This is a genomic window from Shinella sp. (genome assembly GCF_035998705.1).
GTDB lineage: Bacteria > Pseudomonadota > Alphaproteobacteria > Rhizobiales > Rhizobiaceae > Shinella.
Window position 1 is genome coordinate 468,438 of record NZ_DASYHH010000022.1, and the last position, 24,705, is coordinate 493,142.

19 protein-coding genes and 1 tRNA gene are annotated in these 24,705 nt (G+C 63.6%); 11 read left to right on the forward strand and 9 right to left on the reverse strand.

Annotated elements, in window-relative coordinates:
* Nucleotides 1-117: 117 nt before the first annotated feature.
* Entirely contained in the window at nucleotides 118-1,575 is a 1,458-nt protein-coding gene (locus VGN93_RS18975) for a glutamate synthase subunit beta (protein WP_327508657.1), read from the reverse strand.
* A 91-nt stretch (nucleotides 1,576-1,666) separates the two neighbouring features.
* The gene (gene gltB / locus VGN93_RS18980; protein ID WP_327508658.1) at nucleotides 1,667-6,391 is read right to left on the reverse strand and encodes a glutamate synthase large subunit; all 4,725 of its coding nucleotides are present in this window, start codon (nucleotides 6,389-6,391) and stop codon (nucleotides 1,667-1,669) included.
* 530 nt (nucleotides 6,392-6,921) lie between these two features.
* Between gltB and VGN93_RS18985 the strand changes: the two genes are divergently transcribed.
* Entirely contained in the window at nucleotides 6,922-7,968 is a 1,047-nt protein-coding gene (locus tag VGN93_RS18985; protein WP_327508659.1) for a low specificity L-threonine aldolase, read from the forward strand.
* Nucleotides 7,969-8,198: 230 nt separating this feature from the next.
* Here the strand turns inward: VGN93_RS18985 and VGN93_RS18990 are convergent, their stop codons facing one another.
* Nucleotides 8,199-8,660: an Hsp20 family protein gene (locus VGN93_RS18990; protein ID WP_319320793.1), complete on the reverse strand. Its 462-nt coding sequence runs from the start codon at nucleotides 8,658-8,660 to the stop codon at nucleotides 8,199-8,201.
* A gap of 451 nt (nucleotides 8,661-9,111) precedes the next feature.
* Here VGN93_RS18990 and VGN93_RS18995 point away from each other — a divergent pair, with 451 nt between their 5' ends.
* Nucleotides 9,112-10,074: an alpha/beta hydrolase gene (locus tag VGN93_RS18995; RefSeq protein WP_319320790.1), complete on the forward strand. Its 963-nt coding sequence runs from the start codon at nucleotides 9,112-9,114 to the stop codon at nucleotides 10,072-10,074.
* Nucleotides 10,075-10,077: 3 nt separating this feature from the next.
* On the opposite strand, the gene hisN is transcribed toward VGN93_RS18995, so the two are convergent.
* Entirely contained in the window at nucleotides 10,078-10,851 is a 774-nt protein-coding gene (hisN, locus tag VGN93_RS19000; RefSeq protein WP_327508660.1) for a histidinol-phosphatase, read from the reverse strand.
* Nucleotides 10,852-11,120: 269 nt separating this feature from the next.
* Nucleotides 11,121-12,005 carry an N-formylglutamate amidohydrolase gene (locus VGN93_RS19005; RefSeq protein ID WP_319320785.1) on the reverse strand — a complete coding sequence of 295 codons (885 nt, stop codon included), beginning with the start codon at nucleotides 12,003-12,005 and terminating at the stop codon, nucleotides 11,121-11,123.
* A 191-nt stretch (nucleotides 12,006-12,196) separates the two neighbouring features.
* Between VGN93_RS19005 and cpdR1 the strand changes: the two genes are divergently transcribed.
* The 5 genes from cpdR1 (at nucleotide 12,197) to VGN93_RS19030 (ending at nucleotide 16,497) form a co-directional block, all read left to right on the forward strand.
* Nucleotides 12,197-12,559: a response regulator CpdR1 gene (gene cpdR1 / locus VGN93_RS19010; RefSeq protein ID WP_069061148.1), complete on the forward strand. Its 363-nt coding sequence runs from the start codon at nucleotides 12,197-12,199 to the stop codon at nucleotides 12,557-12,559.
* A gap of 94 nt (nucleotides 12,560-12,653) precedes the next feature.
* Nucleotides 12,654-12,728, forward strand: a tRNA-Val gene (locus VGN93_RS19015).
* A gap of 232 nt (nucleotides 12,729-12,960) precedes the next feature.
* On the forward strand, nucleotides 12,961-13,215 hold the full coding sequence (locus VGN93_RS19020; RefSeq protein WP_327508661.1) for a hypothetical protein: 255 nt from the start codon (nucleotides 12,961-12,963) through the stop codon (nucleotides 13,213-13,215).
* Between the two features lie 254 nt (nucleotides 13,216-13,469).
* Nucleotides 13,470-14,498 carry a calcium-binding protein gene (locus tag VGN93_RS19025; protein WP_327508662.1) on the forward strand — a complete coding sequence of 343 codons (1,029 nt, stop codon included), beginning with the start codon at nucleotides 13,470-13,472 and terminating at the stop codon, nucleotides 14,496-14,498.
* A 514-nt stretch (nucleotides 14,499-15,012) separates the two neighbouring features.
* Nucleotides 15,013-16,497 (forward strand): nucleobase:cation symporter-2 family protein, encoded by a 1,485-nt coding sequence (locus tag VGN93_RS19030; protein ID WP_327508663.1) that lies wholly within the window; start codon nucleotides 15,013-15,015, stop codon nucleotides 16,495-16,497.
* Between the two features lie 104 nt (nucleotides 16,498-16,601).
* Here the strand turns inward: VGN93_RS19030 and VGN93_RS19035 are convergent, their stop codons facing one another.
* A complete protein-coding gene (locus tag VGN93_RS19035) occupies nucleotides 16,602-16,736 on the reverse strand; it encodes a hypothetical protein (protein ID WP_256120919.1) in 135 nt (44 codons plus the stop codon).
* A gap of 183 nt (nucleotides 16,737-16,919) precedes the next feature.
* Nucleotides 16,920-17,678 (reverse strand): FadR/GntR family transcriptional regulator, encoded by a 759-nt coding sequence (locus tag VGN93_RS19040; RefSeq protein WP_327508664.1) that lies wholly within the window; start codon nucleotides 17,676-17,678, stop codon nucleotides 16,920-16,922.
* A gap of 167 nt (nucleotides 17,679-17,845) precedes the next feature.
* On the opposite strand from VGN93_RS19040, the gene VGN93_RS19045 reads away from it, so the two are divergent.
* Entirely contained in the window at nucleotides 17,846-19,375 is a 1,530-nt protein-coding gene (locus VGN93_RS19045; RefSeq protein WP_327508665.1) for an altronate dehydratase family protein, read from the forward strand.
* A gap of 3 nt (nucleotides 19,376-19,378) precedes the next feature.
* Here VGN93_RS19045 and VGN93_RS19050 read toward each other — a convergent pair whose 3' ends face one another.
* Together VGN93_RS19050 and VGN93_RS19055 are read right to left on the reverse strand one after the other, a co-directional pair.
* The gene (locus VGN93_RS19050; RefSeq protein ID WP_319320699.1) at nucleotides 19,379-19,729 is read right to left on the reverse strand and encodes a VOC family protein; all 351 of its coding nucleotides are present in this window, start codon (nucleotides 19,727-19,729) and stop codon (nucleotides 19,379-19,381) included.
* 10 nt (nucleotides 19,730-19,739) lie between these two features.
* Complete coding sequence (locus VGN93_RS19055) at nucleotides 19,740-20,777, reverse strand: GntR family transcriptional regulator (protein WP_327508666.1); 1,038 nt, start codon at nucleotides 20,775-20,777, stop codon at nucleotides 19,740-19,742.
* Between the two features lie 208 nt (nucleotides 20,778-20,985).
* Between VGN93_RS19055 and ilvD the strand changes: the two genes are divergently transcribed.
* The 3 genes from ilvD (at nucleotide 20,986) to VGN93_RS19070 (ending at nucleotide 24,535) form a co-directional block, all read left to right on the forward strand.
* The gene (gene ilvD / locus VGN93_RS19060) at nucleotides 20,986-22,821 is read left to right on the forward strand and encodes a dihydroxy-acid dehydratase (RefSeq protein WP_327508667.1); all 1,836 of its coding nucleotides are present in this window, start codon (nucleotides 20,986-20,988) and stop codon (nucleotides 22,819-22,821) included.
* Nucleotides 22,822-22,994: 173 nt separating this feature from the next.
* Nucleotides 22,995-23,729 (forward strand): thioredoxin family protein, encoded by a 735-nt coding sequence (locus tag VGN93_RS19065; protein ID WP_327508668.1) that lies wholly within the window; start codon nucleotides 22,995-22,997, stop codon nucleotides 23,727-23,729.
* A gap of 29 nt (nucleotides 23,730-23,758) precedes the next feature.
* Entirely contained in the window at nucleotides 23,759-24,535 is a 777-nt protein-coding gene (locus tag VGN93_RS19070) for a VOC family protein (protein WP_327508669.1), read from the forward strand.
* Nucleotides 24,536-24,705 lie beyond the last annotated feature (170 nt).

The following is a 24,705-nucleotide window of genomic DNA, read 5'->3' on the forward strand; positions in this document are numbered from 1 at the left end:
ACATCCTCCTTCTCCCCGCTTGCGCGGAGAAGGTGCCGGCAGGCGGATGAGGGGCACTTCATCAAAAAGAAAGGGCGCGCCGGTTTCCCGGGGCGCCCTTTCTTCGTTTCAAAATCCTCAGCGCGGCAGCGTGGTCGAGCCCATCAGCGATTCGTCGATCGCACGCGCAGCCTGGCGGCCTTCGCGGATGGCCCAGACGACGAGCGACTGGCCGCGGCGCACGTCGCCGGCGGTCCACAGCTTGTCGACCGAGGTCTTGTAGTCGCGCTCGTTGGCGATGACGTTCGACGAGCCGCGCTTGTCGGTGTTGATCGCAAGCTTGTCGCCGAGATCCTTGAGGACGCTGTCCGTGAAGGGACCGCGGAAGCCGATGGCGATGAAGGCGAGGTCGGCCTTGATGATGAACTCCGTGCCGGCGATCGGCTTGCGGCGATCATCCACCTGGCAGCACTTCACGCCGGTCAGGACGCCGTCTTCGTCGCCGACGAATTCGAGCGTGCCGACCTGGAATTCGCGCACGGCACCCTCGGCCTGCGAGGAGGAGGTGCGCATCTTCGTCGCCCAGAACGGCCAGACGGCGAGCTTGTCTTCCTTTTCCGGCGGCTGCGGGCGGATGTCGAGCTGGGTGACCTTCACGGCGCCCTGGCGGAAGGCCGTGCCGACGCAGTCGGACGCGGTATCGCCACCGCCGACGACGACGATATGCTTGCCGCCGGCCAGAATCGGATCGGACGGCCAGCCGACGCTGTCGATGTTCTCACGGCCGACGCGGCGGTTCTGCTGCACGAGATAGGGCATGGCATCATGCACGCCGGCGAACTCGACGCCCGGAATGCCGGCATCGCGCGGCGTTTCGGAGCCGCCGCAGTAGAGCACGGCATCATGCTCGGCGAGCATTTCGTCCATCGTCTTGTCGACGCCGACATTGACGCCGTAGTGGAAGGTCACGCCCTCGCCCCGCATCTGGTCGACGCGGCGGTCGATGAAGTTCTTCTCCATCTTGAAGTCCGGAATGCCGTAGCGCAGCAGGCCGCCGGCCTTGGATTCGCGCTCGTAGAGATGGACCTCATGGCCGGCGCGGGCGAGCTGCTGGGCAGCCGCCATGCCGGAGGGGCCGGAACCGATGACGGCGACCTTCTTGCCGGTCTTCACCGTCGCCGGCTGCGGCACGATATAGCCCATCTCATAGGCCTTGTCGGCGATCGCCTGCTCGACGGTCTTGATGGAGACCGGCGCGTCTTCCAGGTTCAGCGTGCAGGCTTCCTCGCAGGGTGCGGGGCAGACGCGGCCGGTGAATTCCGGGAAGTTGTTGGTCGAATGCAGGTTGCGGATCGCCTCGTCCCAATTGCCGTTATAGACGAGGTCGTTCCAGTCCGGGATCTGGTTGTGCACCGGACATCCGGTCGGCCCGTGGCAATAGGGAATGCCGCAGTCCATGCAGCGCGCGGCCTGCTTCTGGACCTCGGGGTCCGACATCGGAATGGTGAATTCGCGGAAATGGCGGATGCGGTCGGAGGCCGGCTGGTACTTTGCAACCTGCCGGTCGATCTCCATGAAACCTGTAACCTTGCCCATCGTATTGTCCTCAAGCGTGTTCAGCGAGCGCCTTGCGGGCGCGTGAAAAACCATCCGGCACTGCCGGATGGTCGCAGTCTCGGCGGCCGGGTTACTCGGCCGCTTCCGCCATTTTCATGCGTTCCATGTCTTCCAGCGCACGGCGATACTCGACCGGCATGACCTTGCGGAACTTCGGACGGAACTCGGCCCACTGGTCGAGGATCTCCTTGGCGCGCGGCGAGCCGGTATAGTGCAGGTGGTTGGAGATGAGCTGATAGAGCCGCTCCTCGTCGTGGCGCGTCATGTCGCCGGAAACGTCCACCATGCCCTTGTGCATGAGGTCGCCGCCGTGATGGTGCAGCTTCTCCAGCATGTCATCCTCTTCCGGCACCGGCTGGAGCTCGACCATCGCCATGTTGCAGCGGCGGGCGAAATCGCCCTCCTCATCCAACACATAGGCGACGCCGCCAGACATGCCGGCTGCGAAGTTGCGCCCCGTCTGGCCGATGACGACGACCACGCCGCCCGTCATATATTCGCAGCCGTGGTCGCCCACGCCCTCGACGACGGCGATGGCACCGGAGTTGCGCACGGCGAAACGCTCGCCGGCCACGCCGTTGAAGTAGCACTCGCCGGCAACCGCGCCGTAGAGCACCGTGTTGCCGACGATGATCGATTCGTGCGGGATCGCCTTGCTGCCGGTCGGGGGACGCACGACGATACGGCCGCCGGACAGGCCCTTGCCGACATAGTCGTTGCCCGCGCCAATGAGGTCGAATGTGATGCCGCGCGCCAAAAATGCCGCGAAGGACTGGCCGGCCGTGCCCTTGAGCGTCACGGAGATCGTGTCATCCTTCAGGCCCTTGAAGCCGTAGCGCTTGGCCACCGCCCCCGACAGCATCGCGCCCGCCGAACGGTCGACGTTCTTGATATCGACCTCGAAGGCGACCGGCGTCTTCTTCTCGAGCGCTGGTTTTGCCTGCTCGATCAGCTTGCGGTCGAGGATGTCGTGGATCGGGTGATCCTGCCGTTCGGTCCAGTAGGTCGCCTCCTTCGGCGCATCGACCTTGTGGAAGATGCGGGAGAAGTCGAGACCGTTGGCCTTCCAGTGCGAGATCATCTTTTCTTTTTCGAGCAGTTCCGAGGCGCCGATGATCTCGTTCAGCGAGCGAACGCCGAGCGAGGCCAGGATTTCGCGCACCTCTTCGGCGACGAAGAAGAAGTAGTTGATGACGTGTTCCGGCGTGCCCTTGAAGCGCTTGCGAAGAACCGGATCCTGCGTCGCGACACCCACGGGGCAGGTGTTGAGGTGGCACTTGCGCATCATGATGCAACCGGCCGCGATCAGCGGTGCGGTGGCAAAGCCGAACTCGTCGGCGCCCAAAAGCGCGCCGATGACGACGTCGCGGCCGGTCTTCAGGCCGCCATCGACCTGGAGCGCGACGCGCGAGCGCAGCTTGTTGAGCACGAGCGTCTGATGCGTTTCGGCAAGGCCGATTTCCCAGGGGGAACCGGCGTGCTTCAGCGAGGTGAGCGGCGAAGCGCCGGTGCCGCCGTCGAAGCCGGCGATGGTGATATGGTCCGCGCGCGCCTTGGCGACCCCGGCGGCAACCGTGCCGACGCCGACTTCCGAGACGAGCTTGACCGAGATATCGGCTTCCGGGTTGACGTTCTTCAGGTCGTAGATGAGCTGCGCCAGGTCCTCGATCGAGTAGATATCGTGGTGCGGCGGCGGCGAGATAAGGCCGACGCCCGGCGTGGAGTGACGGGTTTTCGCGACCGTCGCATCCACCTTGTGGCCGGGCAGCTGGCCGCCTTCGCCGGGCTTGGCGCCCTGCGCAACCTTGATCTGCAGCATGTCCGCATTGACGAGATATTCGGTCGTCACGCCGAAGCGGCCGGAGGCGATCTGCTTGATCGCCGAACGCTCGGGGTTGGACGAGCCGTCCGGCAGCGGCAGGTAGCGGTCTGCCTCCTCGCCGCCCTCGCCGGTGTTCGACTTGCCGCCGATCCGGTTCATGGCGACGGCAAGCGTGGTGTGCGCCTCGCGGGAAATCGAGCCGAAGGACATGGCGCCGGTGGAGAAGCGCTTGACAATATCGACCGCGGGCTCGACCTCGTCGATGGAGATCGGCGTGCGGCCGGCAGCTTCCGCGCCCTTGATGGCGAAGAGGCCGCGGATCGTGTTCATGCGCAGCGACGAGGCGTTCACCAGTTCGGCGAATTCCTTGTAGCGATCGGCCGCGTTGCCACGCACCGCATGTTGCAGCGAGGCGATGACATCCGGCGTCCAGGCGTGTTCCTCGCCGCGCATGCGATAGGCATATTCGCCGCCGATATCGAGCGTGTTGGCCAGCAGCGGATCGCGGCCGAAGGCCGACTTGTGGCGTGCGAAGGTCTCCTGCGCGATCTGGTCGAGGCCGATGCCCTCGATCGTCGTCGCCGTGCCGAAGAAATACTGGTCGACCAACGCGGACGACAGGCCGATCGCGTCGAAGATCTGCGCGCCGCAATAGGACTGGTAGGTCGAAATGCCCATCTTGGACATGACCTTCAGGATGCCCTTCCCGATCGCCTTGATGTAGCGGTAGACGACTTCCTCGGCGTCCACTTCCTTCGGAAACTCGCCGCGCTTGTGCATGTCGGTGAGCGTGTCGAAGGCGAGATACGGGTTGATCGCTTCCGCGCCGTAACCGGCGAGAAGACAGAAGTGATGCACTTCCCGCGGCTCGCCGGATTCGACGACGAGGCCGACCGAGGTGCGCAATCCTTTGCGGATCAGGTGGTGGTGCACGGCGGCCGTCGCCAGCAGCGCCGGGATCGCCACGCGGTCCGGCCCGATCTGGCGGTCCGACAGCACGATGATGTTATAGCCGCTGGTAACGGCCTGTTCGGCGCGCTCGCAGAGCCGGTCGAGAATTTCCGGCAGGCCTTCGGCGCCGCGCGAGACGTCATAGGTGAAGTCCAGCGTCTTGGTGTCGAAACGGTCCTCGACATGGCCGATCGAGCGGATCTTTTCGAGATCGCCATTGGTGAGGATCGGCTGGCGCACTTCCATGCGCTTGGCCTTCGCCGCACCGCCGTGATCGAGCAGGTTCGGACGCGGGCCGATGAAGGAGACGAGGCTCATGACCAGTTCCTCGCGGATCGGGTCGATGGGCGGGTTCGTCACCTGCGCGAAGTTCTGCTTGAAATAGGTGTAGAGCAGCTTGCGCTTGCTGGACATGGCCGAGATCGGCGTGTCGGTGCCCATGGAGCCGATCGCCTCCTGCCCCGTCGTCGCCATCGGCGACATCAGCAGCCGGGTGTCTTCCTGGGTATAGCCGAAGGCCTGCTGGCGATCGCGCAGCGACACGTCGCGGCGCAGCGCCCGCGGCTCGACCGGGCCAAGGTCCTCGAGGATGATCTGGGTGTTGTCCAGCCACTCGCGGTAAGGGTGCTTGGCGGCCAGCGTGGACTTCACCTCCTCGTCGGAGATGATGCGCCCCTCTTCCATGTCGATCAGCAGCATCCTGCCGGGCTGGAGACGCCACTTCTTGACGATGCTCTCTTCCTTGACCGGCAGCGTGCCGGCTTCGGAGGCGAGGATGACGCGGTCGTCATCCGTCACGAGGTAACGCGCCGGACGCAGGCCGTTGCGGTCGAGCGTCGCGCCGATCTGGCGGCCGTCCGTGAAGGCGACGGCGGCGGGGCCGTCCCACGGCTCCATCAGGGCGGCATGATATTCGTAGAACGCCTTGCGCTCGGCACCCATCAGCTGGTTGCCGGCCCAGGCTTCCGGGATCAGCATCATCACGGCATGGGCCATGGAATAGCCGCCGCGCAGCAGGAATTCGAGCGCGTTGTCGAAACAGGCCGTGTCCGACTGACCTTCATAGGAGATCGGCCAGAGCTTCGTGATGTCGTCGCCGAACAGCGGCGAGGAGACGGAGGCCTGGCGGGCCGCCATCCAGTTGACGTTGCCGCGCAGCGTGTTGATTTCGCCGTTATGGGCGACCATGCGGTAGGGGTGCGCGAGCTTCCACGAGGGGAAGGTGTTGGTGGAAAAGCGCTGGTGCACGAGGGCGACGGCCGATTCGAAGCGCGGATCGGCCAAGTCCTTATAATAGGCGCCGACCTGATAGGCGAGGAACATGCCCTTGTAGACGATCGTCGTCGAGGAGAGCGAAACCGGATAGAAGTTGCTCTCTTCGCCTTCGTATTCGTCATAGATGCGGTTGGAGATCACCTTGCGAAGGGTGAAGAGGCGGCGCTCGAACTCGTCCTTCGTCGCGGCCTCGCGGCCCGCGCCGATGAACACCTGAACGTGCCGCGGCTCGGTGGCGGCGATTTCCGGTGCCTTGGAGAGCGAGGAATTGTCGACCGGCACGTCACGGAAGCCGATGAGGACCTGTCCCTCTTCGGCGATGACATCGGCGATGACCTTCTTGAAATGTTCGACGAGCGTTTCGTCCTGCGGCATGAAGATGTGGCCGGCGGCGTATTCGCCTGCCTTGGGCAGGGTCACGCCCTGCTTGGCCATCTCCTCGCGGAAGAAACGGTCTGGAATCTGCACGAGGATGCCCGCGCCATCCCCCATCAGCGGGTCGGCACCGACGGCGCCGCGGTGCGTCAGGTTTTCGAGCATGAAAAGCCCGTCCTGCACGATCTGGTGCGACTTCTGGCCCTTCAGATGCGCGACGAAGCCGACGCCGCAGGCATCGTGTTCGTTGCGCGGATCATAGAGTCCCTGTTTTTTCGGCAGGCCCGGCGTGGAAGAGCGCGTCTTGGCGCCCGTTGCAGTCGCCTGCGCGCGGGTCTGCCCAAAACCATGTGCTTGAGTCTTCTCCATCATCGTCTTCCCTCCTGTCGCGCCCGGCACCCTGCGGGCATTCGTTTCCGCCCGCGTAGCGACCGTTTGCCTTTCAGCAATCCAGCCACGCGAGCGTCTTTATATATAACCCTGACCCGACCGCAAAAAGACGACGGTCGACCAGGCATGATCATCCAGGACCGTCGGGACATCCAGGCAGCATCAGGAGAGGGTCTCCAATGCCCGGCGCCATCTTCGGCATCCCGTCGCGGTCGCGGGGGACGCTTCATCGGTCTCTTGACCGAAATAGGACAGCAACACTGTCCTATTTCATAAGCTCTATGCCAGAAACGACCCTTCGCTGCAAGGCCATCATGCCAAATAATCAACACCTCATGAAGAAAAATTGCCTGCACCGCCACGGGCTTGAAATTAAATTACGGCATCGTAGCACATTGTTTCCGTTCCTTTCATTTTACACAGGAACGACGGCAGCCCGGCATGGCGGCGATTGATCGCCATCATTTCTCCACTATGGTCCCACCGAAGCCCTCAACCGCATTGGAAACCGCATGTTCTTCGCATCCGACAACTGGGCGGGCGCCCATCCCGACATCGCAAAAAGCCTCGTCGACGCCGCCGGCGGCTTTGCCTCCGCCTATGGCACCAGCGATCTCGACAAGCGTGTGGAAAAGACCTTTTCCGAAATCTTCGAGCGCGACGTCGCCGTCTTCTTCGTCGGCACCGGCACGGCGGCGAATTCGCTGGCGCTGGCAAGCTTCAACCGCCCGGGCGGCCAGGTCTTCTGTCACCGCGAAGCGCATGTGAATGTCGATGAATGCAATGCGCCGGAGTTCTTTGCCACCGGCGCCAAGCTCGTGGCGATCGACGGCCCCGCCGGCAAATTGCAGGCCGATTCGCTTGCTGCGGCGATCTCCCGTTTCCCGCCCGATTTCGTGCATGGCGGCCAGCCGATGGCCGTCACCATCACCCAGGCGACCGAAGCCGGCACCGCCTATACGCTCGACGAGATCGCCGCGCTTTCGGAGGTCACCAAACAGGCCGGCCTGCCGCTGCACATGGATGGCGCCCGTTTTGCCAATGCGCTTGCCCATCTCGGCACGACGCCGGCGGAAATGACGTGGAAGCGCGGCGTCGACCTGCTCTCCTTCGGCGGCACGAAGAACGGCTGCTGGTGCGCCGAGGCGCTGGTGCTGTTCGATCCGGCCAAGGCGCAGCAGATGCATTTCCTGCGCAAGCGCTCCGCCCAGCTCTTCTCGAAATCCCGCTTCATCGCCGCGCAGTTCGACGCCTATTTCCGCGACGGCCTGTGGCTGGACCTCGCCCGCCATTCGAACGGCATGGCAGCCCGCCTCGCGGCTGGTTTCAGCACTTCCGAAAAGGCCCGCCTCGCCTGGCCGACGGGCTCGAACGAACTCTTCGCCATCATCCGCAACGATGCGATGAAAGCGCTGAAGGACAAGGGCGCCGTCTTCTACGACTGGCCGGCCGGCCCGGAGCTGAAGGCGACGATGCGCGAAGACGAAACATTGATCCGCTTGGTCACGAGCTTCGCCACGACCGAATCGGATGTCGACGCCTTCCTCTCGGCGCTGTGAGAGGGGAAGAGCATCCAGCAGAGCCCCAGAAACCACGAAGTCCGCGCCCTCTCCTCCGTCATGGTCGGGCTTGACCCGACCATCCACTCTCGGAGCACGCCGGTGGATCCTCGGGTCGAGCCCGAGGATGACGTGGCGGGTGGTGGGATCGCCTCGCACACCAAGAAGGCCGACGAAAAAAGGCGGTGCCTCGCGGCACCGCCTTTCTTCATTCCCACCAAAGCGAAAGATCAGTTGGTCTGCGCTTCGATCTGCTTGGCTTCGCGGCTGACGGCCGTAATCTCGATACGGCGCGGCTTGGCGGCTTCCGGAATGTCGCGCAGGAGATCGATGTGGAGAAGGCCGTTCTTCAGCGAAGCGGCGCGCACTTCCACATGATCGGCGAGCTGGAAGCGGCGCTCGAAGGCGCGCTTGGCAATGCCGCGATAGAGATACTGGCTTTCCTCAGCCGCTTCGTCCTTCTTCTCGCCCTTGACCGTCAGCGCATGTTCGCGCGCTTCGATCGACAGTTCGCTTTCGTCGAAACCGGCAACCGCCATGGTGATGCGGTAGGTGTTTTCGCCGGTGCGTTCGATGTTGTAGGGCGGATAGGTCTGGGCCTGCTCAGGCTGGCCGAGGCTATCGAGCATGGTGAAGAGACGGTCGAAGCCGACGGTGGAACGATAGAGGGGGGAGAAATCGACGTGACGCATGGTGTCCTCCTTCAGAGCAACGGTTGCGATCGATAAAAGGCGGCACCCGACTTCCGAAGGTGCAGCCCGGTTCATCCGGCCTCCGACCCGTTCTGGCGACGGAGACCTCGACGGACCCTTTCGGCGCCCGTGACGATGAGATGGGAACGCATTTCCGGCGGTTCAAGGGGTGTCGGGCGGCCAAAAATTGCCCGGTCACGAAATTTTCGAGATGAACGGCGGATGAACGTCCGCTTCGGAAACCGTTCAGCTTCACCTTGTTAGAACCGCAGCATCGGAAGCGAAAACTTCTGAGACCGGGGTGCAACGTCCCTTCCTCCCTGGTCAAATTGCGCCGGACTGCATGAAGGCCACCCCCGTTGCCCCATGCGTCCGGCTTTTTTCTTTGACGGCACGAAGGCCAGCGCCTATCCATCCAGGAAGCAATTCCCGCCGAGACCCGCCCCGCGCCATGGATTCCATCCTGCACGCCACCGCCGACAATCCCGTTCCGGAGAACCATTTTGCGGGGTTCCTGGAAGGCCGCGGCGGCGTGAAGATCCGCTATGCGGTGTTCCGCTCGAAGGAGCGCGAGGCCAAAGGCACGGTCGTGCTGCTGCAGGGCCGCAGCGAGTGCATCGAGAAATATTTCGAGACGATCAACGACCTCACCGCCCGCGGCCTGTGGGTCGCCACCTTCGACTGGCGCGGCCAGGCGGGTTCCGACCGGCTGATCCAAGGCAACCGCGCCGGCCATATCGGCCGCTTCGCCGATTACGAGGCCGACCTCTCGCTTTTCCTCGAAAAGATCGTGCTGCCGGACGCCCGCCTGCCCTTCTTCATCGTGGCACATTCGACCGGGGCGCTGGTCGCGCTTTCGCAGGCGCCCTATCTGGAAAACCGTATCGAGCGCATGGTGCTGGCCGCCCCCTTCATCGCGCTCGCCGGCCAGTCGATGAGCCAGAGCAAGATCACCGTCATCGCCCGGCTCGCCTCGCTTTTCGGGCTGGGCAAGCATACGTTCCGCAAGGGCGACCCGGCACTCGATTTCCCGCGCAACGTGGTGACCTCGGACGAGCGCCGCTTCATCCGCAACGCCGCCATCTTCACCGAACATCCGGAGCTTTCCATCAGCTGGCCGAGCGCCCGCTGGCTGAACGAGACGCTGCGCACCATGGCGCGCGTGACGCATCAGGATCACCTGACGCGCATCCGCATTCCCACCCTGCTGCTCTGCCCGACCGCCGATGCGCTGGTGCCGCGCCGGGCGATCGGCGACCTCGCGCGCATCTTCCGCGCCGCCCGCCTCATCGAGATCGACGGCGCCAAACACGAATTGTTCCAGGAGGCCGACCGTTTTCGCGCGCAGGCGCTCGCCGCGATCGAGGCCTTCATTCCAGGCAGCGACGCCGAAGACACCAGCCTGGGCGCCTGAAGTTTAAGCCTTCAGAAGCGCCATCGCCTCGTCATAGACCTTGCGGCTGCCGGCCGCGATGATCTCGCCGCCCATTTCCGCCGGCCCGCCGTCCCACGCCGTGATGATGCCGCCCGCCTGCTCGATGACCGAGATGAGCCCGCCGACGTCATATGGCTTCAGCCCGCATTCAACGACAAGATCGACATGGCCGGCCGCCAGCAGCGCATAGGCGTAACAATCGACGCCATACCGGAAGAGCCGCACCTTGTCCTGCACCGACTCGAACCGCGGCTTGCGGGTTTCGGTGAAGAGATGCGGCGAGGTGGTGAACAGGATCGCATCGGACAGCTTTTCGCAGGGCCGCGTCGAGAGCACCTTGCTGCCATCCGGGCCGGCATAGTGCGAAACCTTGCCGTCGGCGAAATAGCGTTCGCCGGTGAAGGGCTGGTCGATGAGGCCCATGATCGCCTCGCCATTGCGATAAAGCCCGATCAGCGTTCCCCAGACGGGCACACCGGAAATGAAGGCCCGCGTGCCGTCGATCGGGTCGATCACCCAGACATATTCCCGATCGAGGCCGACCGAGCCATGCTCCTCGCCGAGAATGCCATGCTCGGGGAAACGCTCTTCGATCAGCGCACGGATGGCGGTTTCGGCAGCGCGGTCGCCCTCCGTCACCGGGTCGAAGCCGGCCGCCTCCTTGTTCACGACATCGGCACCGACGCGAAAGCGCGGCAGGGTCTCCTTGGCGGCGGCATCGGCAAGGCGATCGAAAAAGGCGCGGTCAGGCAACATGGGGATCTCTCGGAGGGGACTGCGGACCGCTTTCCCTTACGCTATCGCGCGCAAAAACGGAACCGGATAGACGCGGACACCGCCCTCACCGCACGCAGGAAAATTGCTGAACGGGCCGGAAATTTGTCCCGCAGTTGCGCTTGACATTTGTGCAGCGCAACATTATCGTTTTCTTGCAGTCATTCGTGACTGTAAATACCCTCCTTGGGTGTTTCCTCCCTAGACTTAACCGCGCCACAAGCGCGGTTTTTTTTGAGAGGAAGCGAGGCCTATTCGGCCGCCAGCGCGCGGTCCACGGCATATTCCTCCACATGGTCGGAAAAATCCTGGAGGAAGGCGGAAATCGCCGTCTGAAGCACCGCGAAATCCGGCTTCTTGGCGAGCGTCGTCTCGTCGACGTAAAGGCCGCGGTTCACCTCGATCTGCAACGCATGCAGCCCCTTGGCCGGCCTACCGTAGTGCTCCGTGATGAAGCCGCCCGCATAGGGCTTGTTGCGCACGACGGAAAAACCCATGTCCTCCAGCAGCCGCATGGCGGTGCGCGAAAGCTCCCCGGAGGCGCTGGTGCCGTAGCGGTCGCCGATGATGAAATCCGGCCGCACGCTGGTGCCCGAAACCCGGATATTGCCCGGCATGGAATGGCAATCGATGAGCACCGAGAAGCCGAAGGTCACATGGGTGCGCACGACGAGGCGCCGCAGGCACGCGTGATAGGGCTTGTAGACCGTCTCCACCCGCTCCAGCGCGTCTTCCACCGGAAAGCGGTTGCGATAGATCTCCATGTTCTCCGCCACGACCCGCGGCACGGTGCCGAGCCCGCCGGCAACGCGGATGGAGCTGATATTGGCATAGGATGGCAGCGAGCCCTCGAACATGCGCGGATCGAGCTCGTAAGGTTCGCGGTTGACGTCGAGCCAGGCGCGCGGGAAATGCGCCACCAGCATCGGCGCGCCGAGCGCGGGCGCGACCGAGAAGAGTTCGTCGACATAATGGTCTTCCGAACGGCGGATGCCGAGCGCGTCGAGGCGCGACTGCGCGAGGAAGCTCTGTGGATAACGCCGGCCGCTATGGGGGGAATTGAAGACGAGGGGCACGCTCTGCGAAACCGGCTCCAGCACTTCGAAGTGGCTGTTTTCGCTCAGGGCCTCCGCCATTGCCGTCCTTTACCATGCCTGAAAGTCATACCGTCGCCCATGTTGCCAGCGGCCTCCGCCCGTGTCCATACTGAGAAACGAGGGATTAGGGGCTTGCCCTGCCCCATTCACCGGATATTTACCGGAATACGCTCTTGTAACAGAACCGCCCGTCCGCGGGCCGACAACCTTAGCAACGGTTCCCGAATTCCATGACACCCAAGATTCTCCTCGCAGAAGACGACAACGATATGCGCCGGTTCCTCGTGAAGGCGCTCGAAAAGGCGGGCTACCAGGTGTTGTCCTACGACAACGGCGCCAGCGCCTATGACCGGCTTCGCGAAGAACCCTTCTCGCTGCTCCTCACCGACATCGTGATGCCGGAAATGGACGGCATCGAGCTGGCGCGCCGCGCGACCGAACTCGATCCGGACCTGAAAGTGATGTTCATCACCGGCTTTGCCGCCGTGGCGCTGAACCCGGATTCCAAGGCCCCGAAGGACGCCAAGGTCCTCTCGAAACCCTTCCATTTGCGCGATCTCGTCGACGAGGTCAACAAGATGCTGGCCGCCTAAGACCCGGAAAACACCGCAAAATCGGCCCGTAAAAAAAGCTTCAAAAAGCTATTGACGGCGCCCAAGGTTTTGTGGTCTATCCGCCGCATCGGATGGGCGTGTAGCTCAGCGGGAGAGCACTACGTTGACATCGTAGGGGTCACAGGTTCAATCCCTGTCACGCCCACCATCCGAACCCTTGCAGAGCCCTGTTTTCACAGGGCTTTTTGCATTTTTGGGCTATGCGAGACCCCTCACCTAAGGGCCTGCTTCGGCCATTGATTTCCTTATGAAATCCGCCGGGGCTCCCCCACCCTTTTGCGGAATACGACGGCAAGGAATCAAACATGTTCAAGCCGGGTAAACGCGCTACATAATGCCCGGTAGGTTCACCGAACCTGTTACCATTTTCGGAGGTTGAAATGGCGACTGGCAAGCTGGTCGTGCTCGCAGCATTCAACAAGACGGATGATGGGGATTTGGTGCCGGCCTTCGATCCGCGCCAAGTGGACAAGGAAGCGCGCGCGGTGCGCGAGGCGAAGATGCTGGCGACGGTCCATGCCGGCGTGACGGCCTGGAGTCATGATGCAGATCCGTCGATCGGAGAGTATGCCCGCCCGATGAGTATCCGGATTTGGAGTGAGGGACCGCTACCCGCCCCGCGGCGTCGAAGTTAGATAGGAAGGGGCGGCGCTGGACAAATTAAGAGTGGCATCCTCTGCATTAATTATGTCTAACTATCCAATAGACGCCGAAAGGCCAGCGTGATACACAACCCTAGGAAGAAATTGAGGGGCGTGTAGTGAGTTTTCTCGGAAAAAACCTTAACCTATACTATAGATACCCCACGATCTCGGCACCTTATGACGAGAGGTTTTTCACAGTTGGGAGTGGAGTCGAGGCGCCGGGATTTGCTCGCTCGGTATTCTCGGTGGATGTTTCCGATTCTGAAATATTGGCTGATTTTGATGTTTCAAACAGTTGGAACCCTGCCGCATTCAGCGGCTTTATAATCTCTGATACCCTCAACAATGTTGCACGCTTCACTGGCGTGGTTGTCGAGACCAACATGTCTGGTTTTGATACTCTGACCGGCGTCACCTGGAACGCTAACGAGATTGCGATCAATTGGCAGGGCCTTTCCTTCGACCAAGACACCTATCTACGCATCAAGGTGACCTTTGCTAAAGTGGACTCGAAGCCTGACCCCGTTTTGCTATCCGGAACCAGCGGCAACGATCTGCTTTCAGGCACCGGCGGCAGCGACATCATCAAGGGCGAGGCCGGCAACGACAGCATCTTCGCCGGTAACGACAACGACACCGTCAAGGGTGGCATCGGCGATGACGTCATTGGCGGCGGCAAGCATGCCGATGCCCTCTATGGCGAGCAGGGCGACGATACGATTTATGCTGGCGAGGGTGATGACGCCGCTTACGGTGGCGTCGGTGATGACGCGCTGTTCGGGGGCGCCGGTCACGATTCACTCTTCGGCGGCGATGGCAACGATGTCGCTTGGGGCGGCGCTGGCAACGACCTCCTGAAGGGCGCCAACGGCAACGACGTGCTGGGCGGCGGCAGTGGCAACGACGACCTCTATGGCGGTGCGGGACACGACAACCTTCTGGGTGGCGACGGAAACGATGAACTGTTCGGCAACATGGGCAGCGACACGCTGTCCGGCGGTGCAGGAAAAGACGTTCTCAACGGCGGCCTGGGCGACGACGTACTGTCCGGCGGCTTCGGCATCGATACGTTCATCTTCGGCAAGGCCGAGGGCAATGACGTCATCCGCGATTTCGAGGGTGGACGCGACATAGTCGACCTGGGTGGGCAGACCTATACGCTCACGGAAAACGCCGCCGGCTTCGCAGTGCTTGAGCTCTCCGGTGGCGGATCGATCCTCCTCGACGGGATTGCGTTCGGTGACGTCAGCAGCGACTGGTTTCTAGCGGCGTAGTATTGTCGGCGCGGGCGTGAACGTTAACCGCGAGGCCTTTTTCTTTGACCGGTGCGCCCGCCCCGCGCCCAGTGTTTCGCCGCTTCGGCGTGGTTTCCGTCGACACCGGCCTCCGATTCCCTTTTGCGCGAGGGCGAGGGCTTCGGCTCCCTCCGATTTTCCGGCTGTTTTCCAGGCATTCGCCACTCCTTTGGGCTGTTTTTGCACCGCAACAGGCAGTTGCGCGGAAATACACATATGCCATTCAGGAAACAGTTGACGGCGACAGGTATTTTGCGTTCAAATGATCCTCGGTACAAGTGGTTACTCTCGCCGGAAAACAGTGCCAACACTATGAAATAGCACTAGAATTCCGGAAGATGCCGGCACGCGGCGAAGGCTCCCCGCCGTGCGATTACCCCATGAATGCGTAAAGTGTTTATTGCCGGGCCATGCTTGAGCTCTCCACCGCAGCGCGAAAGATGGCGCACCCGTTGGAGGACGGGCTGTGGTCGACGTGATGGGAGAAGTATCCATGAGCGACATTTCCAGCATACACCCGGTGGACGAGAAGCTGCCTGCGAGCCGGCTCGCGACGCTCGGCATCCAGCATGTGCTCGTCATGTATGGCGGCGCCGTCGCGGTGCCCCTGATCGTCGGGCGCGCTTTGCAGCTGAGCCCACAGGACGTGGCCTTCCTGATTTCCGCCGACCTCTTCGTCTGCGGCATTGTCACCATCATCCAGTCGCTCGGCATCGGCCGCCATGTCGGCATCCGCCTGCCCGTCATGATGGGCGTCACCTTCGCTTCCGTCGGCCCGATGGTCTCCATGGCGACCATGGTGCCCGGAGCGGAAGGGGCGCGCATGATCTTCGGCGCCATCATCGGAGCCGGTTTCGTCGCCCTCCTGATCGCGCCCATCATGGGCCGGCTGCTGCGCTTCTTCCCGCCGGTCGTGACGGGCACCATCATCCTCGTCATCGGCGTGTCGCTAATGCGCGTCGGCATCAACTGGACCTTCGGCAACCCCTTCGGCCCGACCGCGCCCAAGCTGATCAACCCCACCCATGCCGAGTGGCTCACCCAGATGAAGACGCTCGCCGAAACCGGTGGCCCGGCGGTTCCCGACGGCTTCGCCATCGCGCCGACCGTTTCCAACCCGGTCTATGCCGAGCCGAGCCACATCGCGCTTTCGGCCCTGGTGCTGCTTTCCATCCTGGTCATCGCCCGCTACGGCCGCGGCCTCATCAGCAACATCGCGGTGCTGGCCGGCGTCATCATCGGCTGCATCGCCGCGTCGATCCTCGGCATGATGCACTTCGACCGCGTCGCGGATGCCGGCTGGTTTGCCGTGGTCACGCCGCTGCGCTTCGGCGTGCCGATCTTCGATCCGGTGCTGATCGCCACCATGACGCTCGTGATGATCGTCGTCATGATCGAATCGACCGGCATGTTCCTGGCGCTTGGCGAAATCACCGACAGGCCGGTGTCGCAGCGGCAGCTGACCGCGGGCCTGCGCGTCGATGGCATCGGCACGATGATCGGCGGCCTGTTCAACACCTTCCCCTATACGAGCTTCTCGCAGAATGTCGGTCTCGTCGGCGTCACCGGCGTCAAGAGCCGCTACGTCTGCGTCGCGGCCGGCATCATCATGATCATTCTCGGCGTCATCCCGAAGATGGGCGCGCTGGTGGAAGCCGTGCCGACCTTCGTTCTCGGCGGCGCCGGCCTCGTGATGTTCGGCATGGTGGCGGCGACGGGTGTGCGCATCCTCTCGAATGTCGACTTCAAGACGTCGCGCAACAACCTCTTCGTGGTCGCGGTCTCCGTCGGCTTCGGCCTGATCCCGCTGCTTGCGCCGAACTACCTGATGTGGATGCCGCATGCGATCCACCCGATCATCGAATCGGGCATCGTGCTCGCCTCCATCGTCGCCGTGCTGCTGAACGCCTTCTTCAACGGCGTCCGCTTCGAACAGGCCGACGCCGTGGAAGCGGCCCGGCTGGCCGACAGCCACTAGAGTTTGTCAGGGAAAAGTGGGAACAGCGCTTCCATCAAGCTGCCGCTCCGATGGCCTGAGGGTGCAGTCCCGGACGTAATCCGGCCGGGACTGCATGGCACTTGTCAGTTCAGCGGGATCTGAAAGCCGCCCGAATCCGCCGGCCGGGCATAAGTCGTGTTGTTGGCTGCGGTCGTGCTGCAGCCTGCGAGCGCCAGAACCGCGAGTGCCGCGACGACGAAACCAGATATGGGGCGCATGTGCCTCTCCTTTGCGTTTACCCATATGACATAGGGATGCAGAACGCTTCCGTCTACCGAGGCGCGGACATGAAAGAGGCCGGGCTTCTCCAATTCGTCCTGAGCGTAACATCACCAAGCGGCCACGCGGCCATCCTCATGGCGCCAGGCGGGGTTTGCACCAGCCATGGCCTTCCTTGGCCCTCATAAATTTGTCTTCAAACCGCCGGCATCGCCCATCAGGCGGGAGAGGTCGCGCGCAGCGAGATCGAGAATCTGGCGCGAGCAGGTTTCTGCCCGCGCGCCGTCGCGCAGGCGCAGCGCGTCAACCAGTTCCCGGTGCACGTCGAGCGCCTCGTCGCGCTTGACCGCCGCGCGGTTGGAGGCGTGCAGCGCATAGGAGAGTGCGGCGTGAATGATCGAGGAGAGCTGGTGGAAAACCTTGTTGTGGCTCGCCTTCAGCAGGGTCTCGTGAAAGCGGGCATCGGCCGCGGTGAAGGCTTCAAGGTCGCCCTCCGCATCGCCCATGTCGTCGCAGGCCCGTTCGAGGTCCGCGATCTCCTGCGCCGTCGCGCGTGAAGCCGCGAGGAAGGCGGCGGCGGGCTCGACGGTGCGGCGCGCTTCGAGGATCGAGCCGAGCAGTTCCGCCGACAGCACGTCCGGCCCCATCCATTCAAGGATCTGCGCGTCGAGCACGTTCCATTCCGCCCGGTCGCAGACGATGGTGCCGACGCGTGGGCGACCGCGCACGAGGCCTTTCGTCTCCAGCACCTTCAGGGATTCGCGGATGACCGTGCGGCTGACGCCGTAGGTCTCGCAAAGGTCGCTTTCGCGTGGCAGAACCGTGCCCGGCGGAAACCGCCCGCCGCAGATATCCGCGCCGATCGCCGCCGTCACATTGTGGCGCACGCGCGGGCGGCGCAATGGCGACCGCAGCGACCGCCTCGTTGCCTTATCCGTCAAAGTACCTCCCGAAAGCCACGCTAAATCATCATACAATTAATCGCTAATTATACGACAAATTGATGGCAAGAGCCAAGATACCCGGCCTCACCGGCGGGCAAAATTACTGATATTGACTTTTGCTGACAGAGTGCATTAATGCGCAAGATCCAACCGCAGGAGCCGCCATGCTCGCCGAACGCCCCGCCGTGCTCGTCCTCAACCCGAAAGACAATGTCGGCGTCGTTCCCGCCAATGTCGACGCCGGCCGGATGCTCGTCAACGCCGTCGCCGCCGCTGAGCGCATTCCGCGCGGCCACAAGGTGGCGCTGGCGCCGATCGCCGAAGGCGCGCCGATCCTGAAATATGGCCAGATCATCGGCTATGCGACGAAGGCGATCCACCCCGGCGAACATGTGCACCTGCAGAACCTCGCTATTCTCGACGTCGCGCTGAAACACGAATTCTGCGTCGACAATGCACCGCCCATCATGGTGCCGGAGGCCGAGCGCCGCACCTTCGAGGGCTATGACCGCGGCAACGGCCGCATCGGCACGCGCAACTATATCGGCATCCTTTCCACGGTGAACTGTTCCGCCACGGTCTCGCGGTATGTGGCGGAGCATTATGCCCGCAGGTTCCGCGAGACCGGCCATGACAATATCGACGGCGTGGTGGCGCTGACCTATGGCGGCGGCTGCGCGCTGAACCTGAAATCCGAGGGCGGGCGCATCCTGACGCGCACCTTCAAGGGCTATGCCCGCAACCCGAATTTCGGCGGCATCCTGATGATCGGGCTCGGCTGCGAGACCTTTCAATATGGCCCGCTCGTCGAAGAGGCCGGGCTGGAGGAGGGAAAGACCTTCCGCAAGATGATGATCCAGGAACAGGGCGGCACGCGAAAGACCATCGAGGCGGCCTGCGCGATGATCGACGACATGCTGCCAGATGTCGGCCGCATCCGCCGCACGCCGCAGCCGCTTTCCGGCATCCGGCTGGCGCTCGAATGCGGTGGTTCGGACGGTTATTCCGGCATCTCCGCCAACCCGGCGCTGGGCGTCGCCTCCGACCTCCTGGTGAAGGAGGGCGCCACGACCGTGCTCTCCGAAACGCCGGAAATCTACGGCGCCGAACATCTTCTGACGCGCCGCGCCGCCCGGCCGGAGGTCGCGGAAAAGCTGCTGTCCCGCATCGACTGGTGGCGGGACTACACCGCCAGGAACGACGCCGAACTCAACAACAACCCTTCCTTCGGCAACAAGGCGGGCGGTCTCACGACCATTCTGGAAAAGTCGCTCGGCGCCGTCGCCAAGGGCGGCTCGATGCCGCTCAACGCCGTCTATGAATATGCCGAGGAGGTGACGGAAACGGGCTTCGTCTTCATGGACACGCCCGGCTACGACCCGGCCGCCGTCACCGGCCAGATCGCCGGCGGCTGCAACCTCGTCGCCTTCACCACCGGCCGCGGCTCGGTCTCCGGCTACAAGCCCGCGCCCTGCATCAAGATCGCCACCAACACGCCGATGTATGAGCACATCAAGGAAGACATGGACATCAATTGCGGCACCATCGTCGACGGCGCGGAGACGATCGAACAGGCCGGCCGCCGCATCTTCGACTTCGTCATCGACACCGCCTCCGGCCGCAAGACGGCAAGCGAAGCCTATGACTACGGCGACAACGAATTCGTGCCCTGGCAGGTCGGCGCGATCACCTGAGCATCAGGCGTGCATGAGGATGTTGACGAGCGTGCCGGCGGGGTCGCGCACGAAGAAACGCCGCACGCCCCAGGGCTCGTCCGCCGGGCCGTATTCGATCGCATGACCAGCCGCAAGCACGGCCTGATAGACCGCCTCCACATCGTCCACTTCGACCGAAAGGCCCGGCACCGGCGTGCCGGAACCGCCTTCGGAGGCGAAGCTCACCTGCAGGGGCATGGTGCCGCCGGTGCCATACGTGACGATCCAGCCGTGGTCCATCAGCAGGTCCAGCCCGAGAATGTCCTTGTAGAAACGCGCGACCGCCGAAGGCTCCGGCGTTTCGATATTCGCGACGATGCGCTTGACCTTCATGACGACCTCCTCAACGCTGAACGGGTACCGCGTAGACCGGCATGTCCGGCAGGTGCGCCGCGCGCAGCTCCGCGACGCGCTGGATGACCTTGGGCAGCGAAACGGTGATGTGGTGGCTGAGCGTCTCGGCCGCCCGCGCGCTGTCGTCCACGTCGAGCGCCCGGAACACCGCGAGATGCTCGGCGATGAAGGGCTCGCTTTCGGGCATGCGGTGCGAGACGCCGATGATGTGCTTGCTGACATTCAGCATGAACCGCGCGCGGCGCAGCGCAATCAGCAGCTCCCGGTTGGGGCAATAGCCGAGGCAGGTGATGTGCAGGTCGGTTTCGAGATCGTCCATCGCCGGAACGGAGAGGTTCGGATAGACCGCCAGCGCCTCTTCCAGCCGGTGCGTCATCGCGCGGCGCTCGGCCGGCGGAATGAAGGGGGCCGCCCGGGTCAGCGCCAGAGGCTCCAGCGCCACGCGAATATCGTGCAGGTCGCGCATGCGGCTCTCGTCGAGCGGCACCAGCGTCCAGCGCATGCGCTCGTCCTTTTCCACGATGCCGAGCGCTTCGAGCCGCGTCAGCGCATCGCGCGCCACCTGCCGGCCGACACCGCGGGCGCGCGCCAGCTCCACCTCGTTGATCCGGTGGCGGCCGAAGACGGAGATATGCACCATCTCACGCTCCAGGCTCTCATAGATCGCCTCCCAGCCGGGCGCCTTGCGCAGGCCCGGCGCCTCCTCGTCGAGACCGAGCATTTCGGCGGTCAGCGCCACGCGCTTCGGCCCGCCGCGCCCCTGCCCCACCAGGAAACCGCGCCCATCGAAACGCCGGATCAGGCCCGCGGTCTCCAGCAACGCGAAGGCCTGGCGGACCGGCGTGCGCGTGGAGGCAAAAACGCCGGCGACCGGCCCTTCGAGCAGCAGCGCGCCCCGCGGCAGGCGACCCGCGGAAATGGCATCCGCCAAGACGTCGCGAATGCGCAGATAGAGCGGGCTCTTGTCGAGCGCCGCTTCGGCGCTCTCCGCGCCCGTCTCTGCCAAAACCTGACCCGTGCCGTTCATGGCGCGGACCATGGCATGAATGCCTTATGCCGACAACGGTCATGTCCGGCGGTGGCGAGCGGCAAGGAAATTGCGCCGCACCGTCAAAAAATCGTCATTCCTTTCGTGACGCGCGGGGCGTTTTGCGCTAGGGAAACCCTCTCAAGGCTCGCAATCCGGCCCTAGAAGGGCCATATGCGAGCCACGTCCGATGTCAAGGAATGGAACCATGCCCGCATATCGCTCCCGAACCACCACCCACGGCCGCAACATGGCCGGTGCCCGCGGCCTCTGGCGCGCGACCGGCATGAAGGATTCGGATTTCGGCAAGCCGATTATCGCGGTGGTGAACTCCTTCACCCAGTTCGTCCCCGGCCACGTGCACCTGAAGGATCTCGGCCAGCTCGTCGCGCGCGAGATCGAGGCTGCCGGCGGCGTCGCCAAGGAATTCAACACGATCGCCGTCGACGACGGCATCGCCATGGGCCATGACGGCATGCTCTATTCGCTGCCGTCGCGCGAGATCATCGCGGATTCGGTCGAGTACATGGTCAATGCGCATTGCGCCGACGCCATGGTCTGCATCTCGAACTGCGACAAGATCACGCCCGGCATGCTGAACGCCGCCATGCGCCTCAACATCCCGTCCGTCTTCGTTTCCGGCGGCCCGATGGAGGCCGGCAAGGTCGTGCTGCACGGCAAGACCCACGCACTCGACCTCGTCGACGCCATGGTCGCCGCCGCCGACGACAAGATCTCCGACGAGGACGTCAAGGTCATCGAACGATCGGCCTGTCCGACCTGCGGCTCCTGCTCCGGCATGTTCACGGCCAATTCGATGAACTGCCTGACCGAAGCCCTCGGCCTGTCGCTGCCCGGCAACGGCTCGACGCTCGCCACTCATGCCGACCGCAAGCGCCTCTTCGTCGAGGCCGGCCACCTGATCGTCGATCTCGCCCGCCGCTACTACGAGCAGGAAGACGACAGCATCCTGCCCCGCAATGTCGCCAACAAGCGCGCCTTCGAGAACGCCATGTCGCTCGACGTCGCCATGGGCGGCTCGACCAACACCGTGCTGCACATCCTCGCCGCCGCCTATGAAGGCGGCATCGATTTCAACCTGGACGATATCGACCAGCTGTCGCGTCGCGTTCCCTGCCTTTCCAAGGTCGCGCCTGCCAAGCAGGACGTGCATATGGAAGACGTGCACCGCGCCGGCGGCATCATGCGCATCCTCGGCGAACTCGACCGCGGCGGCCTCATCCACCGTGACACGCCGACCGTGCATGCCGAAACGCTCGGCCACGCCATCGACCGCTGGGACATCACCCGCACGACCAGCGAGACGGTGCGCACCTTCTTCCGCGCGGCGCCGGGCGGCATCCCGACCCAGGTCGCTTTCAGCCAGGAAGCCCGCTGGGACGAACTGGACACCGACGGCGAAAAGGGCGTCATCCGCTCCGTCGAACACCCGTTCTCCAAGGACGGCGGCCTCGCCGTGCTGTCGGGCAACATCGCGCTCGACGGCTGCATCGTGAAGACGGCGGGCGTCGATGAATCGATCCTGAAATTCTCCGGCCCGGCGGTCGTCTTCGAAAGCCAGGACGCAGCGGTGAAGGGCATCCTCGGCAACGAGGTGAAGGCCGGCGACGTCGTCGTCATCCGCTACGAAGGCCCGAAGGGCGGCCCCGGCATGCAGGAAATGCTCTATCCGACGAGCTACCTGAAGTCGAAGGGTCTCGGAAAGGCCTGCGCGCTCGTCACCGACGGTCGCTTCTCCGGCGGCACCTCGGGCCTGTCGATCGGCCATGCCTCGCCGGAAGCCGCCCAGGGCGGCACGATCGGCCTCGTGCGCCAAGGCGATCTCATCGAGATCGACATCCCGAACCGCACCATCAACCTCGCCGTATCCGAGGAAGAGCTGGCCGTGCGCCGTGCCGAGCAGGACAAGCTCGGCTGGAAGCCGGCGGCCCCGCGCAAGCGCAACGTCACGACGGCGCTGAAGGCCTATGCCGCCTTCGCCGCCAGCGCCGACAAGGGCGCCGTGCGCATCCTGCCGGAATAAACATCAAAGGGCGCGGCCGCCGTCGCGCCTGACTTTGTCACAAGCCTCACCTGTTTTACGTCTCCCGGGCCTTTCAAAAGACGGGCGCAGTGTCATGCGCCCGTCTTTGACATTTGCCATAAATGTTGATACCAACTTATTTGTCGAAAGCCCGCGAAAGAGGAGTCCCGAGCATGAGACCGAACCACGAAATCGTATCCCGGGAAGAATGGCTCGCCGCCCGCAAGGCCCTGCTGACCCTGGAGAAGGAAGAGACGAAGCTGCGCGACAAGGTGCGCGCCGAACGCCTCACCCTGCCCTGGGTAAAAGTAGAGAAGAACTACACCTTCGAGACGCCCGAAGGGCGCAAGACGCTCGCAGAACTGTTCGACGGCCGCAGCCAGCTCATCGTCTACCACTTCATGTACGGTCCCGACTGGGAAGCCGGCTGCCCCGGCTGTTCCTTCATGGCCGACCATATCGACGGCATGCTGCCGCATCTCAACAATCACGACGTCACGATGATCGCCGTTGCCCGCGCGTCGCTGGAAAAGCTTGAGGCCTACAGGAAGCGCATGGGCTGGGAATTCCCCTGGGTCTCGTCCTTCGGCAGCGATTTCAACTTCGACTACCATGTTTCCTTCACCAAGGAGGAGCTGGCCCGCGGCAAGGTCATGTATAATTTCCGCGAGACCGACGCCGCCGATGCACATGACGAGCTTCCGGGCTTGAGCGCCTTCTTCAAGGACGAGGACGGCATCGTCTACCACACCTATTCGGACTATGCCCGCGGCGGCGAAGAGGCGCTGGGCACCCTGATGATCCTCGACCGCGCGCCAAAAGGCCGCAACGAGACGGGAACGCTCAGCTTCGTCAAGCGCAAGGACGAATATGACGATGCGCCGAAGGCGCATTCCTGCTGCGACTGAAGCCCGGAAGACAACGAAGGAACGACGACATGCACAAGGACGATGGCCGGTTCTGCTGGTACGAACTGATGACGAACGACGTCGCGGCCGCCGAACGCTTTTATGCGTCGGTCGTCGGATGGTCGATCCGCGATTCCGGCATGCCGGGCATGAAATACCTGCTCGCCTATGCCGGCGAGACGCAGGTTGCCGGCATGATGGACCTGCCCGCGGAGGCAAGCGGCATGCCGCCGGCCTGGATAGGCTACATCTTCACCGACCGGATCGAGGAGACCGCTCGGGAGATCATCCAAAACGGCGGGGCGGTGATGCGCGAACCGGCCGACATTCCCGGCATCGGCCGCTTCGCCGTCGTCGCCGATCCGCACGGCGCCGTCTTCTCGCTTTTCAGCACTGCGGATGAAGGCCCGGCCCGGCCGGACATGATGACGCCCGGCCATATCGGCTGGAACGAGCTGATGGCGGGCGACCTGGACACCGCCTGGGACTTCTACTCGAAGACCTTCGGCTGGACCAAGGACCGGGCCGTCGACATGTCGGACGCCGGGATGGGCACCTACCAGACCTTTGCCGCGGGCGGCGGCAATGCCATCGGCGGCATGATGACCAATCCGCCCGGCTCGCCCATGCCGCCCGCCTGGGGCTACTATTTCGTTGTCGAAGGCCTCGACGCTGCGGGAGACCGCGTCAGGGATGGCGGCGGCAGCATTATGATGGGACCGATGGAAGTGCCCGGCGGCGCCTGGATTCTCAATTGCCTCGACCCGCAGGGCGCCTATTTCTCGCTGGTCTCCATGACACGCTAAAACTCTGTTCTGCGTGGAACGGCCCCGCCGCTCCACGCAGCTTTCACAAAGCCGTCACAGACCCGTCATGACCAAAGGCCATAGTGGGGACGGTCAGAACCGGGCGTCGTCCCGGCCGCAGGATGCGCGTTCTGGCAGCCGCTATCGGCATGATCTGTAGCTGCGTATTT

Coding starts and splice junctions, on each gene's coding strand:
- VGN93_RS18975 (WP_327508657.1), bottom strand. CDS start 1,575: ATGGGCAAGGTTACAGGTTTCATGGAGATCGACCGGCAGGTTGCAAAG.
- gltB (WP_327508658.1), bottom strand. CDS start 6,391: ATGATGGAGAAGACTCAAGCACATGGTTTTGGGCAGACCCGCGCGCAG.
- VGN93_RS18985 (WP_327508659.1), top strand. CDS start 6,922: ATGTTCTTCGCATCCGACAACTGGGCGGGCGCCCATCCCGACATCGCA.
- VGN93_RS18990 (WP_319320793.1), bottom strand. CDS start 8,660: ATGCGTCACGTCGATTTCTCCCCCCTCTATCGTTCCACCGTCGGCTTC.
- VGN93_RS18995 (WP_319320790.1), top strand. CDS start 9,112: ATGGATTCCATCCTGCACGCCACCGCCGACAATCCCGTTCCGGAGAAC.
- hisN (WP_327508660.1), bottom strand. CDS start 10,851: ATGTTGCCTGACCGCGCCTTTTTCGATCGCCTTGCCGATGCCGCCGCC.
- VGN93_RS19005 (WP_319320785.1), bottom strand. CDS start 12,005: ATGGCGGAGGCCCTGAGCGAAAACAGCCACTTCGAAGTGCTGGAGCCG.
- cpdR1 (WP_069061148.1), top strand. CDS start 12,197: ATGACACCCAAGATTCTCCTCGCAGAAGACGACAACGATATGCGCCGG.
- VGN93_RS19020 (WP_327508661.1), top strand. CDS start 12,961: ATGGCGACTGGCAAGCTGGTCGTGCTCGCAGCATTCAACAAGACGGAT.
- VGN93_RS19030 (WP_327508663.1), top strand. CDS start 15,013: ATGAGCGACATTTCCAGCATACACCCGGTGGACGAGAAGCTGCCTGCG.
- VGN93_RS19035 (WP_256120919.1), bottom strand. CDS start 16,736: ATGCGCCCCATATCTGGTTTCGTCGTCGCGGCACTCGCGGTTCTGGCG.
- VGN93_RS19045 (WP_327508665.1), top strand. CDS start 17,846: ATGCTCGCCGAACGCCCCGCCGTGCTCGTCCTCAACCCGAAAGACAAT.
- VGN93_RS19050 (WP_319320699.1), bottom strand. CDS start 19,729: ATGAAGGTCAAGCGCATCGTCGCGAATATCGAAACGCCGGAGCCTTCG.
- VGN93_RS19055 (WP_327508666.1), bottom strand. CDS start 20,777: ATGAACGGCACGGGTCAGGTTTTGGCAGAGACGGGCGCGGAGAGCGCC.
- ilvD (WP_327508667.1), top strand. CDS start 20,986: ATGCCCGCATATCGCTCCCGAACCACCACCCACGGCCGCAACATGGCC.
- VGN93_RS19065 (WP_327508668.1), top strand. CDS start 22,995: ATGAGACCGAACCACGAAATCGTATCCCGGGAAGAATGGCTCGCCGCC.
- VGN93_RS19070 (WP_327508669.1), top strand. CDS start 23,759: ATGCACAAGGACGATGGCCGGTTCTGCTGGTACGAACTGATGACGAAC.